The following is a 12,859-nucleotide window of genomic DNA, read 5'->3' as shown; positions in this document are numbered from 1 at the left end:
CCCACCCCGTACGGCGCCACCAGCGCGCCGAACCCCAGTGCCCCCACCAGTCCCGTCGCTCGCAGTGTGCGCAGCCATGGAGTCACGTCCGTGACCCCCTCCCGGTGTAACCAGTCGTGGAAAATCGACGGAACAAGCCTCACACCAAGCGACTATTCCGGCATTTCGGGCGGGGCCGAACGCGGTGCGGCCCCTTTGGGCGGGGGCACCGCCCGGCCGCCACGCACCGGTGCGAGACAATGGCGGCATGGAGATGCCGAGGAACGACAGGTCGCCGGAGAACCCCCAGATCCTGGTCGTCGGCCAGGACGGAATGGCGCTCAGCGGCGGTGGCGGGGACGACGACTCCCGCGAGATTCCGGTGACCGAGCAGGTGGAACAGCCTGCCAAGGTCATGCGGATCGGCAGCATGATCAAGCAGCTGCTGGAGGAGGTGCGCGTCGCGCCCCTGGACGAGGCGAGCCGGGCCCGGCTCAAGGAGATCCACTCCAGCTCGGTGAAGGAGCTGGAGGACGGACTGGCGCCGGAGCTGGTCGAGGAGCTGGAGCGGCTCTCCCTGCCGTTCACGGACGACGTCACCCCGACCGACGCCGAACTGCGGATCGCGCAGGCGCAGCTGGTCGGCTGGCTGGAGGGCCTGTTCCACGGCATCCAGACCACGCTGTTCGCCCAGCAGATGGCCGCGCGGGCCCAGCTGGAGCAGATGCGCCGCGCCCTGCCGCCGGGGGTCGCCCCGGACGGAGAGGAGCCCCCGCAGCCGGGCGGCCGCTCGGGCGGCCCGTACCTCTAGCCTCTGGTGGGACTCCCGACCCGCGGGAGTCTCCCCCACGACGACACGAAGGGCCCGGCAGCCGCTGCTGCCGGGCCCTTCGCCGCTGTCACGCGCTCACTCGGAGGCCGGGTTGCCCGTCGAGACCTTGAGCTGGATCTCCGGCATGTCCTCCGGGTCGACGTCCGTGCCGGCCGCCGGGAACTGGTCCCGGATCGAGCCCTCGCCGTACGTGTTCTCGTCGACCTCGACGACCTTCATCCGCCAGCCCGCGGCGTTGAAGCACTCCTTGACCGAGCCGATGTACTTGAACGTGAAGTCCGGCACCTTGATCTTGTCGGGGTCGTTGTACGACTCCTCCGGCTCGGTGCACTCGTCCTTCTCTATGGTCTTCGTCTTGTCCGGCCCGCGGTAGCCCGCCGCCTTCGACGCCGACACGGAGGCACTGGGGGAGCCGCCGCCCTCCGGGTCCTCACCGCCGCCGCCGTTCATCAGCAGCGCGCCGACCAGTCCGCCGACGGCCACCACGGCGACGACGATCGAGCCGATGATCACCGGCTTGTTGTTCCTGCGCCCGCCCGCCCCGCCGGAGGCCGGGGCCGACGGCGTCAGGTTGTACGGCGGCGGCGTGGACGCTCCCTGCTGCCCGTGCTGCCCGTGCTGCCCGTGCTGCCCGTACGGGGCGGGCGTCTGGTAGCCGCCTTGCTGCGGGTAGCCATAGGCGGCGGGCGAGTGCGTGGCGGGCGCCTGGCCGCCGTACGGGTTCGGGGCCGGAGTGGGCTGGTACGGCGTCTGGACGGGGCCGCTGGGGGCCGGGGTGCCCTGGTCGACCGGCGGGAAGACCGCGGAGCCGACACCCGCGCCGCTCGCCGCGGCCGCGCCCGGCACGATGCTCGGCGGGGCGGCGTGGAAGGACTGCGCCACCCGCAGGCACTCGTCCCGCATGGCCTCGGCGCTCGGGAAGCGTTCGTTCGGGTTCTTCTTCAGGGCGCGGGCCACCAGCGCGTCCACCGCCGGGGGCAGCGACCGGTTGACCGAGGAGGGGGCCACCGGCTCCTCCTGCACGTGCGCGTACGCGATGGCCAGCGGCGAGTCCGCGTCGAACGGCAGCCGCCCGGTGACCAGTTGGAACAGCATGATGCCGACCGAGTACAGGTCGGAGCGGGCGTCCACGCCGCGGCCGAGGGCCTGTTCGGGCGAGAGGTACTGCGGGGTGCCGACCACCATGCCGGTCTGCGTCATCGAGGTGACGCCGGACTGCATGGCGCGGGCGATGCCGAAGTCCATGACCTTGACCACGCCGCGCTTGGTCATCATCACGTTGCCCGGCTTGATGTCCCGGTGGACCAGGCCCATCTCGTGGCTGATCTCCAGGGCCGCCAGCACGTCCGCGGTGATCTTCAGCGCCTTGTCGGCGGGCATCGCGCCCTGCTGCCGGACGTCCTCGTCGAGCACCGAGCCCAGCGGGCGGCCCTCGACGTACTCCATGACGATGTACGGCGTCGTCATGGAGTCCAGCTCGTCCTCGCCGGTGTCGAAGACCGAGACGATGTTGGTGTGCGTGAGCTTGGCCACGGCCTGGGCCTCGCGGCGGAAGCGCTCGCGGAAGGCCTGCTCCCGGCCCAGCTCGGTGTGGAGCGTCTTGATCGCGACCTGGCGGTCGAGGACCGAGTCGTACGCCAGGTGCACGGAGGCCATGCCGCCCTCGCCGAGCAAGTCGCGCAGCTGGTAGCGGCCGCCGGCGAGCGCGCGCCCCGCGTACCGGCCCTGTCCGGCGTCCTGGCTCATGTCTCTGCGTCCCCCATAGGCGCCGCGGCGCCGGTGGCAGCAGGCCGCGCGCTCGTGATCGAAAGTGCTATTCCCGGCCAAGTCTGCCCGAGGGCACTGACACGTCAAGCGCGGTGCCCGTTCCGTGACCGTACGCGAAAGAAGCGTCGCGGAAGCGTTACAGCCGCCGTACCGCCGGTACACAGAATTTGCACGACAGTAAGGAACCAGGGTTTCATGACCGGTCCGTCTCATGTCCGGTCCCGGCCCCCCATCCCGGACCGGAGGCCGCCGCGGAGCCTGTAGCGTGGCCGACGGAGACCGTAACAACACCGCGCGCACCGCGGGCAGAAACGACGGCGAGGACTGATGGCACAGCAGCAGCGCGCCCAGGGCCCGTCCGATCCCGAGGCGAATGGCGGCGGTATGGCTGACGCGCCGGAGACCTGGGGCAACGGCGGCCTGGTCGGCGACGGCCGGTACCGGCTGACCCGCAGGCTCGGGCGGGGCGGCATGGCCGAGGTGTTCGCCGCCGAGGACGTCCGCCTGGGCCGCACCGTGGCGGTCAAGCTGCTCCGTGCCGACCTGGCCGAGGACCCGGTCTCCAAGGCGCGCTTCACGCGCGAGGCGCAGTCGGTGGCCGGCCTCAACCACCACGCGATCGTCGCCGTGTACGACTCCGGCGAGGACTTCGTCGGCGGCCAGTCCGTGCCGTACATCGTGATGGAGATCGTCGAGGGCCGCACCATCCGCGACCTCCTGCTGAACGCCGAGGCGCCCGGCCCCGAGCAGGCGCTGATCATCGTCTCCGGTGTCCTGGAGGCGCTCGCCTACTCGCACCAGCACGGCATCGTGCACCGCGACATCAAGCCGGCCAACGTCATCATCACCAACAACGGCGCGGTGAAGGTGATGGACTTCGGCATCGCCCGCGCCCTGCACGGCGCGTCCACGACGATGACGCAGACCGGCATGGTCATGGGAACCCCGCAGTACCTCTCCCCGGAGCAGGCCCTCGGCAAGGCCGTGGACCACCGCTCCGACCTGTACGCCACCGGCTGCCTGCTCTACGAACTGCTCGCGCTGCGCCCGCCGTTCACCGGCGAGACCCCGCTGTCCGTGGTCTACCAGCACGTCCAGGACATCCCGACGCCCCCGTCCGAGGTCTCCGACGCCACCCCGCCGGAGCTGGACGGCCTCGTGATGCGCTCGCTGGCCAAGGAGCCCGACGACCGCTTCCAGACCGCCGAGGAGATGCGCGGGCTGGTCCAGTACGGGCTCCAGATGCTCTACGAGCAGGGCAGCCACACCGGTACCTGGAACACCGGCCCGGTCACCGCGCACGACGGCCGGCAGACGCCGGCGGCCGGTCTCGCCGGCACGTCGGTGATGCCGAACCCCGGCCACGGCGCGTCGGGCACCCAGCAGATCCCGCAGCCGATCCTGCCCGGCCGCTACGGCGGGGGCGACGACGGCGGCTTCGAGGGCAACGGCAACAAGGGCAGCGGCCGCGGCAAGCTGTGGATACTGGCCGTCCTCGCGGTCATCGCCATCGCGGCCGGCGTCGCGCTGGCCCTGAACAACGGCGGTGGCGGCAAGGGCGGCACCGACACGGACAAGAGTCCGTCCGCCAGCGTTTCGGAGAGCACCGGCGACGAGTCGCCCAGCCCGTCGCCCAGCGACGAGGAGACGCAGGAGAACACCGACCCGGGCACGGACGAGGACAACGGCGGGGGCGGCACGGGTGGGGACTACACCCCGTCGTACTCGCCTTCCTACACCCCGTCGCAGAGCGAGACGCAGGACCCGACCGGCGACCCGACCGGTGACCCGACCGGCGACCCGACGACGCCGACGGACGACCCGACCACGGATCCGACGACGCCCACGACCGATCCGACGGGCGGTCCCACGGGCGGCTCCGGCGGAGGCGAGAACACCGAGGATCCCGCGAACCCGGGCGAGTGATCACCGCGGCACCCGGTTCACAGGGTGCCGACGGTGTCCTCCGTGACGTGCACCGAACCGAACTGCGGCTCGATCCGCAGATAGACCGGGTCGAACGGCTCGCCGTCCACCCGGCGCGGTGCGGGGCCGAAGCGCTCGACCTCGGCGGCGCTCGGCTCGTGCGCCTCGCACCGGCCCACCACCTGAGCCGTCCACAGGCTCTCGCCGGGCCGGGCGGTGCTCAGGTTGTCGGCGCCGTACGCGACGACGCTCCCGGCGCAGACCTGGTGGTAGCCGCAGCTGCGCGGCATGCGGAGCAGCACCCGGGCGTCGGCCACGATGTGGCGCGCGAACGCGAGGAAGGGCAGGGCGCGCATGGTCGTGGCGGCACGGCCGTAGGCGGTGCGGGCGAGCAGGCCTACGGCGTGCTGTGCGTCGGTGGGCATGCACTCACTGTGCGCGTCCGGAAGCAGCGGCGACAGAGTCGCCCGCCCCGGCAGGACGGGACGTAAGTCCCGATTCGGGCGGCTCAGCGGCCCTCCGCCTCCAGTCGGGCCACGAAGGCCGCCGCCTGGGAACGCCGCTGCATCCCGAGCTTGGCCAGCAGACTCGACACGTAGTTCTTGATCGTCTTCTCCGCCAGGTTCAGCCGCTCGCCGATCGCGCGGTTGGTCATCCCCTCGCCGATCAGCTCCAGGATGCGGCGCTCCTGGTCGGTCAGGCGGGCCAGCCGGCCGTCGGGCTTGGCGCCGCCGTCGCGCAGCCGGTCCAGCACCCGCGCGGTGGCCGCGGGGTCGAGCAGCGACTTGCCGGCCGCCACGCCGCGTACGGCGCTCAGCAGCTCGGCGCCCCGGATGTCCTTGAGGACGTAGCCGGAGGCGCCCGCCATGATCGCGTCGAAGAGGGCCTCGTCGTCGGCGAAGGAGGTCAGCATGAGGCAGCGGACGGACTCGTCCCGGGAGCGGATGTCGCGGCACACCTCGACGCCGCTGCCGTCGGGCAGCCGGACGTCCAGCACCGCCACGTCCGGACGGGTGGCCATGACCCGGGCCGCGGCGCCGGCCACCGTGCCGGCCTCGCCGACCACCTCGATGTCGGACTCGCCCGAGAGCAGATCGTGCACCCCCCGGCGCACCACCTCGTGGTCGTCGAGGAGGAATACCCGGATTTTTCCGTCTTCGCGCACGCGGTCAGTGTCACACACCAACCCTTCCCGTGCCCGGGGTGGCCGGGATAACGTGCCGTTGTTCCGGCCCCCTGCGAGGCTGTGACCAGGACAACTTCCGCACTTCGCCGATTTACTTGGAAATCCGAGTAAAAACGCAGGTCAGGAGGGGTTTCACAGAAATGTGGAGCACTGGGTAACGTGCAGTTCGCAGGGCGCTCGCCGGGGCACCTGTCACGCCTGTCCCCCGATCGGGCCGCACCCACCCTCGTGCGACCGCCGGGACACAGGTGAGCCGCACTGGCTTCCGGCGAACCCGGGGGCCGGACCGACGGAGGAGCACACGTGACCGAGAGCACTGCCGCGCGCAAGCCGCGACGCAGCGCCGGAAGCAAGGCGGCCGGCACCACCGGCACCCAAGCCGAGACCACCGGCAAGCGCACCGCACGCACCACTCGCACCACCCGCACCGCTGCTCAGAAGGGCTCCGAGACGGAGCTGGTGCAGCTGCTGACCCCCGAGGGCGAGCGCGTGAAGCCCGCCAAGAACTCGCCGTACGCCGAGTACGCCTCGTTCGTCGACGGCATCACCCCCGACGAGCTGCGCGGCCTGTACCGCGACATGGTGCTCACCCGGCGCTTCGACGCCGAGGCCACCGCCCTGCAGCGCCAGGGCGAGCTGGGCCTGTGGGCCTCGCTGCTCGGCCAGGAGGCCGCCCAGATCGGCTCCGGCCGGGCCACCCGCGAGGACGACTACGTCTTCCCGACCTACCGCGAACACGGCGTCGCCTGGTGCCGCGGGGTCGACCCGACCAACCTCCTCGGCATGTTCCGCGGCGTGAACAACGGCGGCTGGGACCCCAACGGCAACAACTTCCACCTGTACACCATCGTGATCGGCTCGCAGGCGCTGCACGCCACGGGCTACGCGATGGGCATCACCAAGGACGGCGCGGACTCGGCCGTGATCGCCTACTTCGGCGACGGCGCCTCCAGCCAGGGCGACGTCAGCGAGGCGTTCAACTTCGCCGCCGTCTACAACGCCCCCGTGGTGTTCTTCTGCCAGAACAACCAGTGGGCGATCTCCGAGTCCAACGAGAAGCAGACCCGCGTGCCGCTCTACCAGCGGGCCCAGGGCTTCGGCTTCCCCGGCGTCCGCGTCGACGGCAACGACGCGCTGGCCGTCCTCGCGGTCACCCGGTGGGCGCTGGAGCGGGCGCGGCGCGGCGAGGGCCCGGCGCTCATCGAGGCGTACACGTACCGCATGGGCGCCCACACCACCTCGGACGACCCCTCCCGCTACCGGCACGACGACGAGCGTGCCGCCTGGGAGGCGAAGGACCCGATCCTGCGTCTTCGCCGCTTCCTGGAGGCCGTAAACCACGCGGACGAGGGATTCTTCGGGGAACTGGAGGCGGAGAGCGAGGCGTTGGGCAAACGAGTGCGCGAAGTGGTCCGTGCCATGCCGGACCCGGACCGGTTCGCCATCTTCGAGAACGTGTACGCGGACGGGCACGCGCTCGTCGACGAGGAGCGAGCCCAGTTCGCCGCCTACCAGGCGTCGTTCGCCGAGGCAGAGGGGGTCTGACATGGCAGCGGAAAAGATGGCGCTGGCCAAGGCGATCAACGAGTCGCTGCGCCGCGCACTGGACTCGGACCCCAAGGTCCTGATCATGGGCGAGGACGTCGGCAAGCTCGGCGGTGTCTTCCGGGTGACCGACGGCCTCCAGAAGGACTTCGGCGAGGACCGGGTCATCGACACCCCGCTGGCCGAGTCCGGCATCGTCGGCACCGCCATCGGCCTGGCCCTGCGCGGCTACCGGCCGGTGGTGGAGATCCAGTTCGACGGATTCGTCTTCCCGGCCTACGACCAGATCGTCACCCAGCTGGCCAAGATGCACGCCCGCTCGCTGGGCAAGGTCAAGATGCCGATCGTCATCCGCATCCCCTACGGCGGCGGCATCGGCGCGGTCGAGCACCACTCCGAGTCCCCCGAGGCGCTGTTCGCGCACGTGGCGGGCCTGAAGGTGGTCTCCCCGTCGAATTCGGCGGACGCCTACTGGATGATGCAGCAGGCCATCCAGAGCGACGACCCGGTGATCTACTTCGAGCCCAAGCGGCGCTACTGGGACAAGGCCGAGGTCAACCGCGAGGCCATCCCGGGCCCGCTGCACACCGCGCGTGTGGTGCGCGAGGGCGGCGACCTCACGCTGGCCGCGTACGGCCCGATGGTGAAGCTCTGCCAGGAGGTCGCCGACGCGGCGGCCGAGGAGGGCAGGTCGCTGGAGGTGGTGGACCTGCGGTCCATCTCCCCGATCGACTTCGACACGATCCAGGCGTCGGTGGAGAAGACCCGCCGCCTGGTCGTGGTCCACGAGGCACCGGTGTTCCTGGGCTCGGGCGCGGAGATCGCGGCCCGGATCACGGAGCGCTGCTTCTACCACCTGGAGGCCCCGGTGCTCCGGGTCGGCGGCTACCACGCCCCGTACCCGCCGGCGCGTCTGGAGGAGGAGTACCTGCCCGACCTGGACCGGGTGCTGGATGCCGTCGACCGCTCGCTGGCGTACTGAGGAGGGGAGCGTGACGACGATGACGGACAGCTCCGTGCGTGAGTTCAAGATGCCCGACGTGGGTGAGGGGCTCACCGAGGCCGAGATCCTCAAGTGGTACGTCCAGCCCGGTGACACGGTCACCGACGGGCAGGTGGTGTGCGAGGTCGAGACGGCCAAGGCCGCCGTCGAGCTGCCCATCCCCTACGACGGTGTGGTCCGCGAGCTGCACTTCCCCGAGGGCACCACCGTCGACGTGGGCACGTCGATCATCGCGGTCGCCGTGGGCGGCGCGGCGGCCGAGGCCCCCGTACAGGAGGCGGCCCCGGCCGCCGAGGAGGCGCCGGCCGAGGCCGAGGAGAAGAAGCCGGAGGGCCGCCAGCCGGTCCTGGTGGGGTACGGGGTGTCCACCTCCGCGACCCGTCGGCGCCCGCGCAAGGTCGGGCAGACCCCGGACGACCGGCAGGCCCCGGCGGCGGCCGCGATCCAGGCCGAGATGAACGGCCATGGGAACGGCCACGCGCCGGCCGCCGCGCCGGTCCCCGGCGAGCGCCCGCTGGCCAAGCCGCCGGTGCGCAAGCTGGCCAAGGACCTCGGTGTCGACCTGGCGACCGTGGTGCCCTCCGGCCCGGACGGCATCATCACCCGCGAGGACGTGCACGCGGCCGTCGCGCCGGCCCGGCCGGAGCCGCAGGCGGCCCCCGCGGCGGCTGCCCCGGCACCGGTGGCGCCGGCGTCGCACGACACCGCACGCGAGACCCGGATCCCGGTCAAGGGTGTCCGCAAGGCGACGGCGGCGGCGATGGTCGGTTCGGCGTTCACCGCGCCGCACGTCACCGAGTTCGTGACGGTCGACGTGACGCGCACGATGAAGCTGGTCGAGGAGCTGAAGCAGGACAAGGAGTACACGGGCCTGCGCGTGAACCCGCTCCTCCTGATCGCCAAGGCCCTGCTGGTCGCGATCAAGCGCAACCCGGACGTCAACGCCTCCTGGGACGAGGCGGCGCAGGAGATCGTGGTCAAGCACTACGTCAACCTGGGCATCGCCGCCGCGACCCCGCGGGGCCTGATCGTCCCGAACATCAAGGACGCCCACGCCCAGACGCTGCCGCAGCTGGCGGGGTCCCTGGGCGAGCTGGTGTCGACGGCGCGGGAGGGCAGGACCAGCCCCGGCGCCATGCAGGGCGGCACGGTGACCATCACCAACGTCGGCGTCTTCGGCGTGGACACCGGCACGCCGATCCTCAACCCCGGCGAGTCCGCGATCCTCGCGGTCGGCGCGATCAAGCTCCAGCCGTGGGTGCACAAGGGCAAGGTGAAGCCGCGTCAGGTGACGACCCTGGCCCTGAGCTTCGACCACCGCCTGGTCGACGGCGAACTGGGCTCCAAGGTCCTCGCCGACGTGGCGGCGGTCCTGGAGCAGCCGAAGCGGTTGATCAGCTGGGCGTAGCCGGGACGAACCGGGCCGCGCGTCCCCGTCCGGGACGCGCGGCCCGGTCCGGTCAGAGCTTGCCGAAGCCGTAGTTCATGAGCTTGGTGGCGTCGGCCGCGCGCTGGTTGGACGACGTGGACGCCAGCACCGTGCCGACGACGGTCTTGCCCTTCCGGGTCGCCGCGAAGACCAGGCAGTACTTGGCCTCCGGGCCCGAGCCCGTCTTCACCCCGATCGCGCCGCTGTAACTGCTCAGCAGTGTGTTGGTGTTGGTCCAGGCCGCCATGGTGCGGGTGCCGCCCGTCTTGGTGACCGTCTTCGCCGTGTACTTCTTGGTCTTGACGATCGTGCGGAAGGTCGAGCTCTTCATCGCGTTGCTCGCGAGCTTCGTCAGGTCGCGCGGCGTGGAGTAGTTCTTGCCGTTGCCGATGCCGTCGAACGAGTCGAAGTGCGTGTTCTTCAGGCCGAGGCTCTTGGCGGTGGAGTTCATCTTGCCGATGAACGACTTCACCCGGGCCGCCCGCGTGCTGCCCGAGCCGAACTTGTCGGCCAGCGCGTACGCCGCGTCGCAGCCGGACGGCAGCATCAGCCCGTAGAGCAGCTGCCGGACCGTCACCTTGTCGCCGACGATCAGACGGGCGGAGGAGGCGTTCTTCGACACGATGTAGTCGCTGTACGCCATCTGGATCGTGACCTTGGCGTCCAGGTTCAGCTTCGGCTGCGCGAGCACGACCTTGGCAGTCATGATCTTGGTCGTGGAGCCGGTGGAGCGCTTGGTGTCGGCGGCCTTGGTGTAGAGCGAGGCGCCGTTCGCGTCGTTCATCACGAAGCCGCCCTTGGCGGCGATCGACGGCGCCGGGGCGGCGGCGCGTACGCCGTTGGTCTTCCACCCGCGCTCGGCGGCCTGGGCGGGGGCGGAGGCGAGGACGCCGGTCGCGAGGACGACGCCGCCGGTCAGCGTGACGGCGGCGGCTCTGCGGGAGCGGCTGCCCAGAATGCTGTTTATCAAGTCAAATACCCCGATTGTGGTGAATTCCCCAGAGACGCGGCCGTGTTGTGGTCAGTGCGGTGGGGCCGCGACTGTGCGACTCGTGAATAGCACGGAAGGTTGCCCTGCGGCAGGGGTGGGGCGAGGGCTCCTCCTGATGGGTGACCGGGCGTCCGCATGGTGGACCGGACCCGTCTTGCGTCCCTGTTGTATCTATCCTGTCGGCATGAGCACGGCAGTGAAGCAGCCCCCCGCGGCGGACCGCGTCTACACCCACGTCAAACAGGGCGTCCTGGAGCGCCGCTACGAGGGCGGGACGCTGCTCACCGAGGGCGAGCTGGCGGAGGCCGTGGGCGTCTCCCGCACGCCGGTGCGCGAGGCCCTGCTCCGGCTGGAGGCCGAGGGCCTGATCCGGCTCTACCCGAAGAAGGGCGCGCTGGTCCTGCCCGTGTCCGCCCAGGAGATCGCGGACGTGGTGGAAACCCGGCTGCTGGTCGAGGAGCACGCGGCCAGGAAGGCCGTACCCGCACCGCCCGGACTCGTCGAACGGCTGGAGGAACTGCTCGCCCGGCAGAAGGAGCAGGCCGCCGCCGGGGACTTCGTCGCCGCCTCCGTCACCGACCGCTGCTTCCACGCCGAGATCGTCCGCAGCGGCGGCAACGAGATCCTCTCCCGCCTCTACGACCAGCTCCGCGACCGCCAGCTGCGCATGGGCGTGGCCGTCATGCACTCGCATCCCGACCGGATCGCCAAGACCCTCGCCGAGCACGAGGAGATCCTCGACGCGCTGCGTGCGGGGGACGCGGAGGCGGCGGTCGGCGTCGTCGGCCGCCACGTGGGCTGGTTCTCGAACCTGGCGCGGGGGGAGGTCCGATGAGCACGGCCACCTCGGCCGGGCGCGGCCTGCCCGGCGATCCGCCGGGCGGCCGGCGCGCGATGGCCGTCTGGGGCATCGGCGTCGCCGTCTACTTCGTCGCCGTCATCTTCCGTACGTCGCTGGGGGTCGCCGGTCTCGACGCCGCCGACCGCTTCCACGTCAACGCCTCGGCGCTGTCCACCTTCTCCATCCTCCAGCTGCTGGTCTACGCGGGCATGCAGATACCCGTCGGCCTGCTGGTCGACCGGCTCGGCACCAAGCGGGTGCTGGGAATCGGCGTGGTGCTCTTCACGGCCGGGCAGCTCGGCTTCGCCTTCTCACCGTCGTACGGGATGGCGCTCGCCTCGCGGGCGCTGCTGGGCTGCGGCGACGCGATGACCTTCATCAGCGTGCTGCGGCTGGGCACCCGCTGGTTCCCCGCCCGCCGGGGGCCGATGGTCGCCCAGCTCGCCGGTCTCGTCGGCATGGCGGGCAACCTGGTCTCCACCCTCGTCCTCGCCCGGCTGCTGCACGGCGTCGGCTGGACGGCCGCGTTCGCGGGCAGCGCGCTCGCCGGTGTGGTGGTCTTCGTCCTGCTGCTGCTCTTCCTGAAGGACCACCCCGAGGGACACGAGCCGGAGCCGATGCCGCATCAGGGGGCCGCGTACGTAAGGCGGCAGATCGCGCTGTCCTGGCGGGAGCCGGGGACGCGGCTGGGGCTGTGGGTGCACTTCACCACCCAGTTCCCGGCGATGGTCTTCCTGCTGCTGTGGGGCATGCCGTTCCTGGTCGAGGCGCAGGGGCTGTCCCAGGCCACGGCCGGCACGCTGCTCACCCTCGTCGTGCTGTCCAACATGACCGTCGGCCTGGTCTACGGCCAGATCATCGCCCGGCACCACGCGGCGCGGCTGCCGCTGGCGCTCGGCACGGTGGGCGCGACGTCGGTCCTGTGGGCGGCGACGCTGGCCTACCCGGCCGACCACGCGCCGATGTGGCTGCTGGTCGTGCTCTGCACCGTGCTCGGGGCGTGCGGGCCGGCGTCGATGATCGGCTTCGACTTCGCGCGGCCGGCGAATCCCCCGGAGCGGCAGGGCACGGCGTCCGGGATCACGAACATGGGGGGCTTCGTGGCGTCGATGACCACGTTGTTCGCGGTGGGGGTGCTGCTGGATGCGACGGGGGACGACTACGCCGTCGCGTTCTCTTCCGTGTTCGTGTTGCAGGCGCTCGGGATCACGCAGATCCTGCGGCTGCGGAGGCGGGCGGCTCGGAGGGAGAGCGAGCGGTTGGTCGCCAGCCGGGTGGAGACGGTGCACGTTCCCGCGTAGGCACCCGGTGTGGGTGCGGGCCGGCTGGGGGCTGCCGCCCCCAGACCCCCGCTTCGGCC

11 protein-coding genes are annotated in these 12,859 nt (G+C 71.4%); 7 read left to right on the top strand and 4 right to left on the bottom strand.

Going from position 1 to position 12,859, the window contains the following annotated elements; translation table 11 throughout:
• Window positions 1-247: 247 nt before the first annotated feature.
• Window positions 248-790, top strand: a complete 543-nt coding sequence (locus DMH12_RS20555) for a bacterial proteasome activator family protein (protein WP_125492986.1) — start codon at window positions 248-250, stop codon at window positions 788-790.
• Between the two features lie 96 nt (window positions 791-886).
• On the opposite strand, the gene DMH12_RS20550 is transcribed toward DMH12_RS20555, so the two are convergent.
• Complete coding sequence (locus DMH12_RS20550; RefSeq protein ID WP_125492985.1) at window positions 887-2,557, bottom strand: Stk1 family PASTA domain-containing Ser/Thr kinase; 1,671 nt, start codon at window positions 2,555-2,557, stop codon at window positions 887-889.
• A 348-nt stretch (window positions 2,558-2,905) separates the two neighbouring features.
• Between DMH12_RS20550 and DMH12_RS20545 the strand changes: the two genes are divergently transcribed.
• Window positions 2,906-4,504 carry a protein kinase domain-containing protein gene (locus DMH12_RS20545; RefSeq protein WP_185832436.1) on the top strand — a complete coding sequence of 533 codons (1,599 nt, stop codon included), beginning with the start codon at window positions 2,906-2,908 and terminating at the stop codon, window positions 4,502-4,504.
• A 17-nt stretch (window positions 4,505-4,521) separates the two neighbouring features.
• Here the strand turns inward: DMH12_RS20545 and DMH12_RS20540 are convergent, their stop codons facing one another.
• Both DMH12_RS20540 and DMH12_RS20535 read right to left on the bottom strand, forming a co-directional pair.
• Window positions 4,522-4,929: a pyridoxamine 5'-phosphate oxidase family protein gene (locus tag DMH12_RS20540; RefSeq protein ID WP_125492984.1), complete on the bottom strand. Its 408-nt coding sequence runs from the start codon at window positions 4,927-4,929 to the stop codon at window positions 4,522-4,524.
• Window positions 4,930-5,012: 83 nt separating this feature from the next.
• The gene (locus DMH12_RS20535) at window positions 5,013-5,669 is read right to left on the bottom strand and encodes a response regulator transcription factor (RefSeq protein ID WP_125492983.1); all 657 of its coding nucleotides are present in this window, start codon (window positions 5,667-5,669) and stop codon (window positions 5,013-5,015) included.
• Between the two features lie 324 nt (window positions 5,670-5,993).
• Here DMH12_RS20535 and pdhA point away from each other — a divergent pair, with 324 nt between their 5' ends.
• From pdhA to DMH12_RS20520, 3 genes are read left to right on the top strand one after another with little or no spacing between them, the layout of a single operon-like run.
• Window positions 5,994-7,235 carry a pyruvate dehydrogenase (acetyl-transferring) E1 component subunit alpha gene (gene pdhA, locus DMH12_RS20530; RefSeq protein WP_125492982.1) on the top strand — a complete coding sequence of 414 codons (1,242 nt, stop codon included), beginning with the start codon at window positions 5,994-5,996 and terminating at the stop codon, window positions 7,233-7,235.
• Between the two features lies 1 nt (window position 7,236).
• The gene (locus DMH12_RS20525) at window positions 7,237-8,217 is read left to right on the top strand and encodes an alpha-ketoacid dehydrogenase subunit beta (RefSeq protein ID WP_125492981.1); all 981 of its coding nucleotides are present in this window, start codon (window positions 7,237-7,239) and stop codon (window positions 8,215-8,217) included.
• Window positions 8,218-8,236: 19 nt separating this feature from the next.
• Window positions 8,237-9,646, top strand: a complete 1,410-nt coding sequence (locus DMH12_RS20520) for a dihydrolipoamide acetyltransferase family protein (RefSeq protein ID WP_125492988.1) — start codon at window positions 8,237-8,239, stop codon at window positions 9,644-9,646.
• 52 nt (window positions 9,647-9,698) lie between these two features.
• On the opposite strand, the gene DMH12_RS20515 is transcribed toward DMH12_RS20520, so the two are convergent.
• Window positions 9,699-10,637 (bottom strand): D-alanyl-D-alanine carboxypeptidase family protein, encoded by a 939-nt coding sequence (locus tag DMH12_RS20515; protein ID WP_185832435.1) that lies wholly within the window; start codon window positions 10,635-10,637, stop codon window positions 9,699-9,701.
• A 205-nt stretch (window positions 10,638-10,842) separates the two neighbouring features.
• Here DMH12_RS20515 and DMH12_RS20510 point away from each other — a divergent pair, with 205 nt between their 5' ends.
• Together DMH12_RS20510 and DMH12_RS20505 are read left to right on the top strand one after the other, a co-directional pair.
• Window positions 10,843-11,493 carry a GntR family transcriptional regulator gene (locus DMH12_RS20510; RefSeq protein WP_125492980.1) on the top strand — a complete coding sequence of 217 codons (651 nt, stop codon included), beginning with the start codon at window positions 10,843-10,845 and terminating at the stop codon, window positions 11,491-11,493.
• Window positions 11,490-12,800 carry a nitrate/nitrite transporter gene (locus DMH12_RS20505; RefSeq protein WP_125492979.1) on the top strand — a complete coding sequence of 437 codons (1,311 nt, stop codon included), beginning with the start codon at window positions 11,490-11,492 and terminating at the stop codon, window positions 12,798-12,800. The genes DMH12_RS20510 and DMH12_RS20505 overlap by 4 nt, the downstream gene beginning before the upstream one ends.
• The last annotated feature ends 59 nt before the right edge of the window (window positions 12,801-12,859 follow it).

It is taken from the genome of Streptomyces sp. WAC 04229, from assembly GCF_003947455.1.
In the GTDB taxonomy this organism is placed as follows: domain Bacteria; phylum Actinomycetota; class Actinomycetes; order Streptomycetales; family Streptomycetaceae; genus Streptomyces.
The sequence above is the reverse complement of the archived record's forward strand: the minus strand, read 5'-3'. Positions and strand labels throughout refer to the sequence as shown.

Bases quoted from the DNA above. Each gene is read 5' to 3' on its own strand.
- DMH12_RS20555 (WP_125492986.1), top strand. From the start codon at position 248: ATGGAGATGCCGAGGAACGACAGGTCGCCGGAGAACCCCCAGATCCTG.
- DMH12_RS20550 (WP_125492985.1), bottom strand. From the start codon at position 2,557: ATGAGCCAGGACGCCGGACAGGGCCGGTACGCGGGGCGCGCGCTCGCC.
- DMH12_RS20545 (WP_185832436.1), top strand. From the start codon at position 2,906: ATGGCACAGCAGCAGCGCGCCCAGGGCCCGTCCGATCCCGAGGCGAAT.
- DMH12_RS20540 (WP_125492984.1), bottom strand. From the start codon at position 4,929: ATGCCCACCGACGCACAGCACGCCGTAGGCCTGCTCGCCCGCACCGCC.
- DMH12_RS20525 (WP_125492981.1), top strand. From the start codon at position 7,237: ATGGCAGCGGAAAAGATGGCGCTGGCCAAGGCGATCAACGAGTCGCTG.
- DMH12_RS20520 (WP_125492988.1), top strand. From the start codon at position 8,237: ATGACGGACAGCTCCGTGCGTGAGTTCAAGATGCCCGACGTGGGTGAG.
- DMH12_RS20510 (WP_125492980.1), top strand. From the start codon at position 10,843: ATGAGCACGGCAGTGAAGCAGCCCCCCGCGGCGGACCGCGTCTACACC.
- DMH12_RS20505 (WP_125492979.1), top strand. From the start codon at position 11,490: ATGAGCACGGCCACCTCGGCCGGGCGCGGCCTGCCCGGCGATCCGCCG.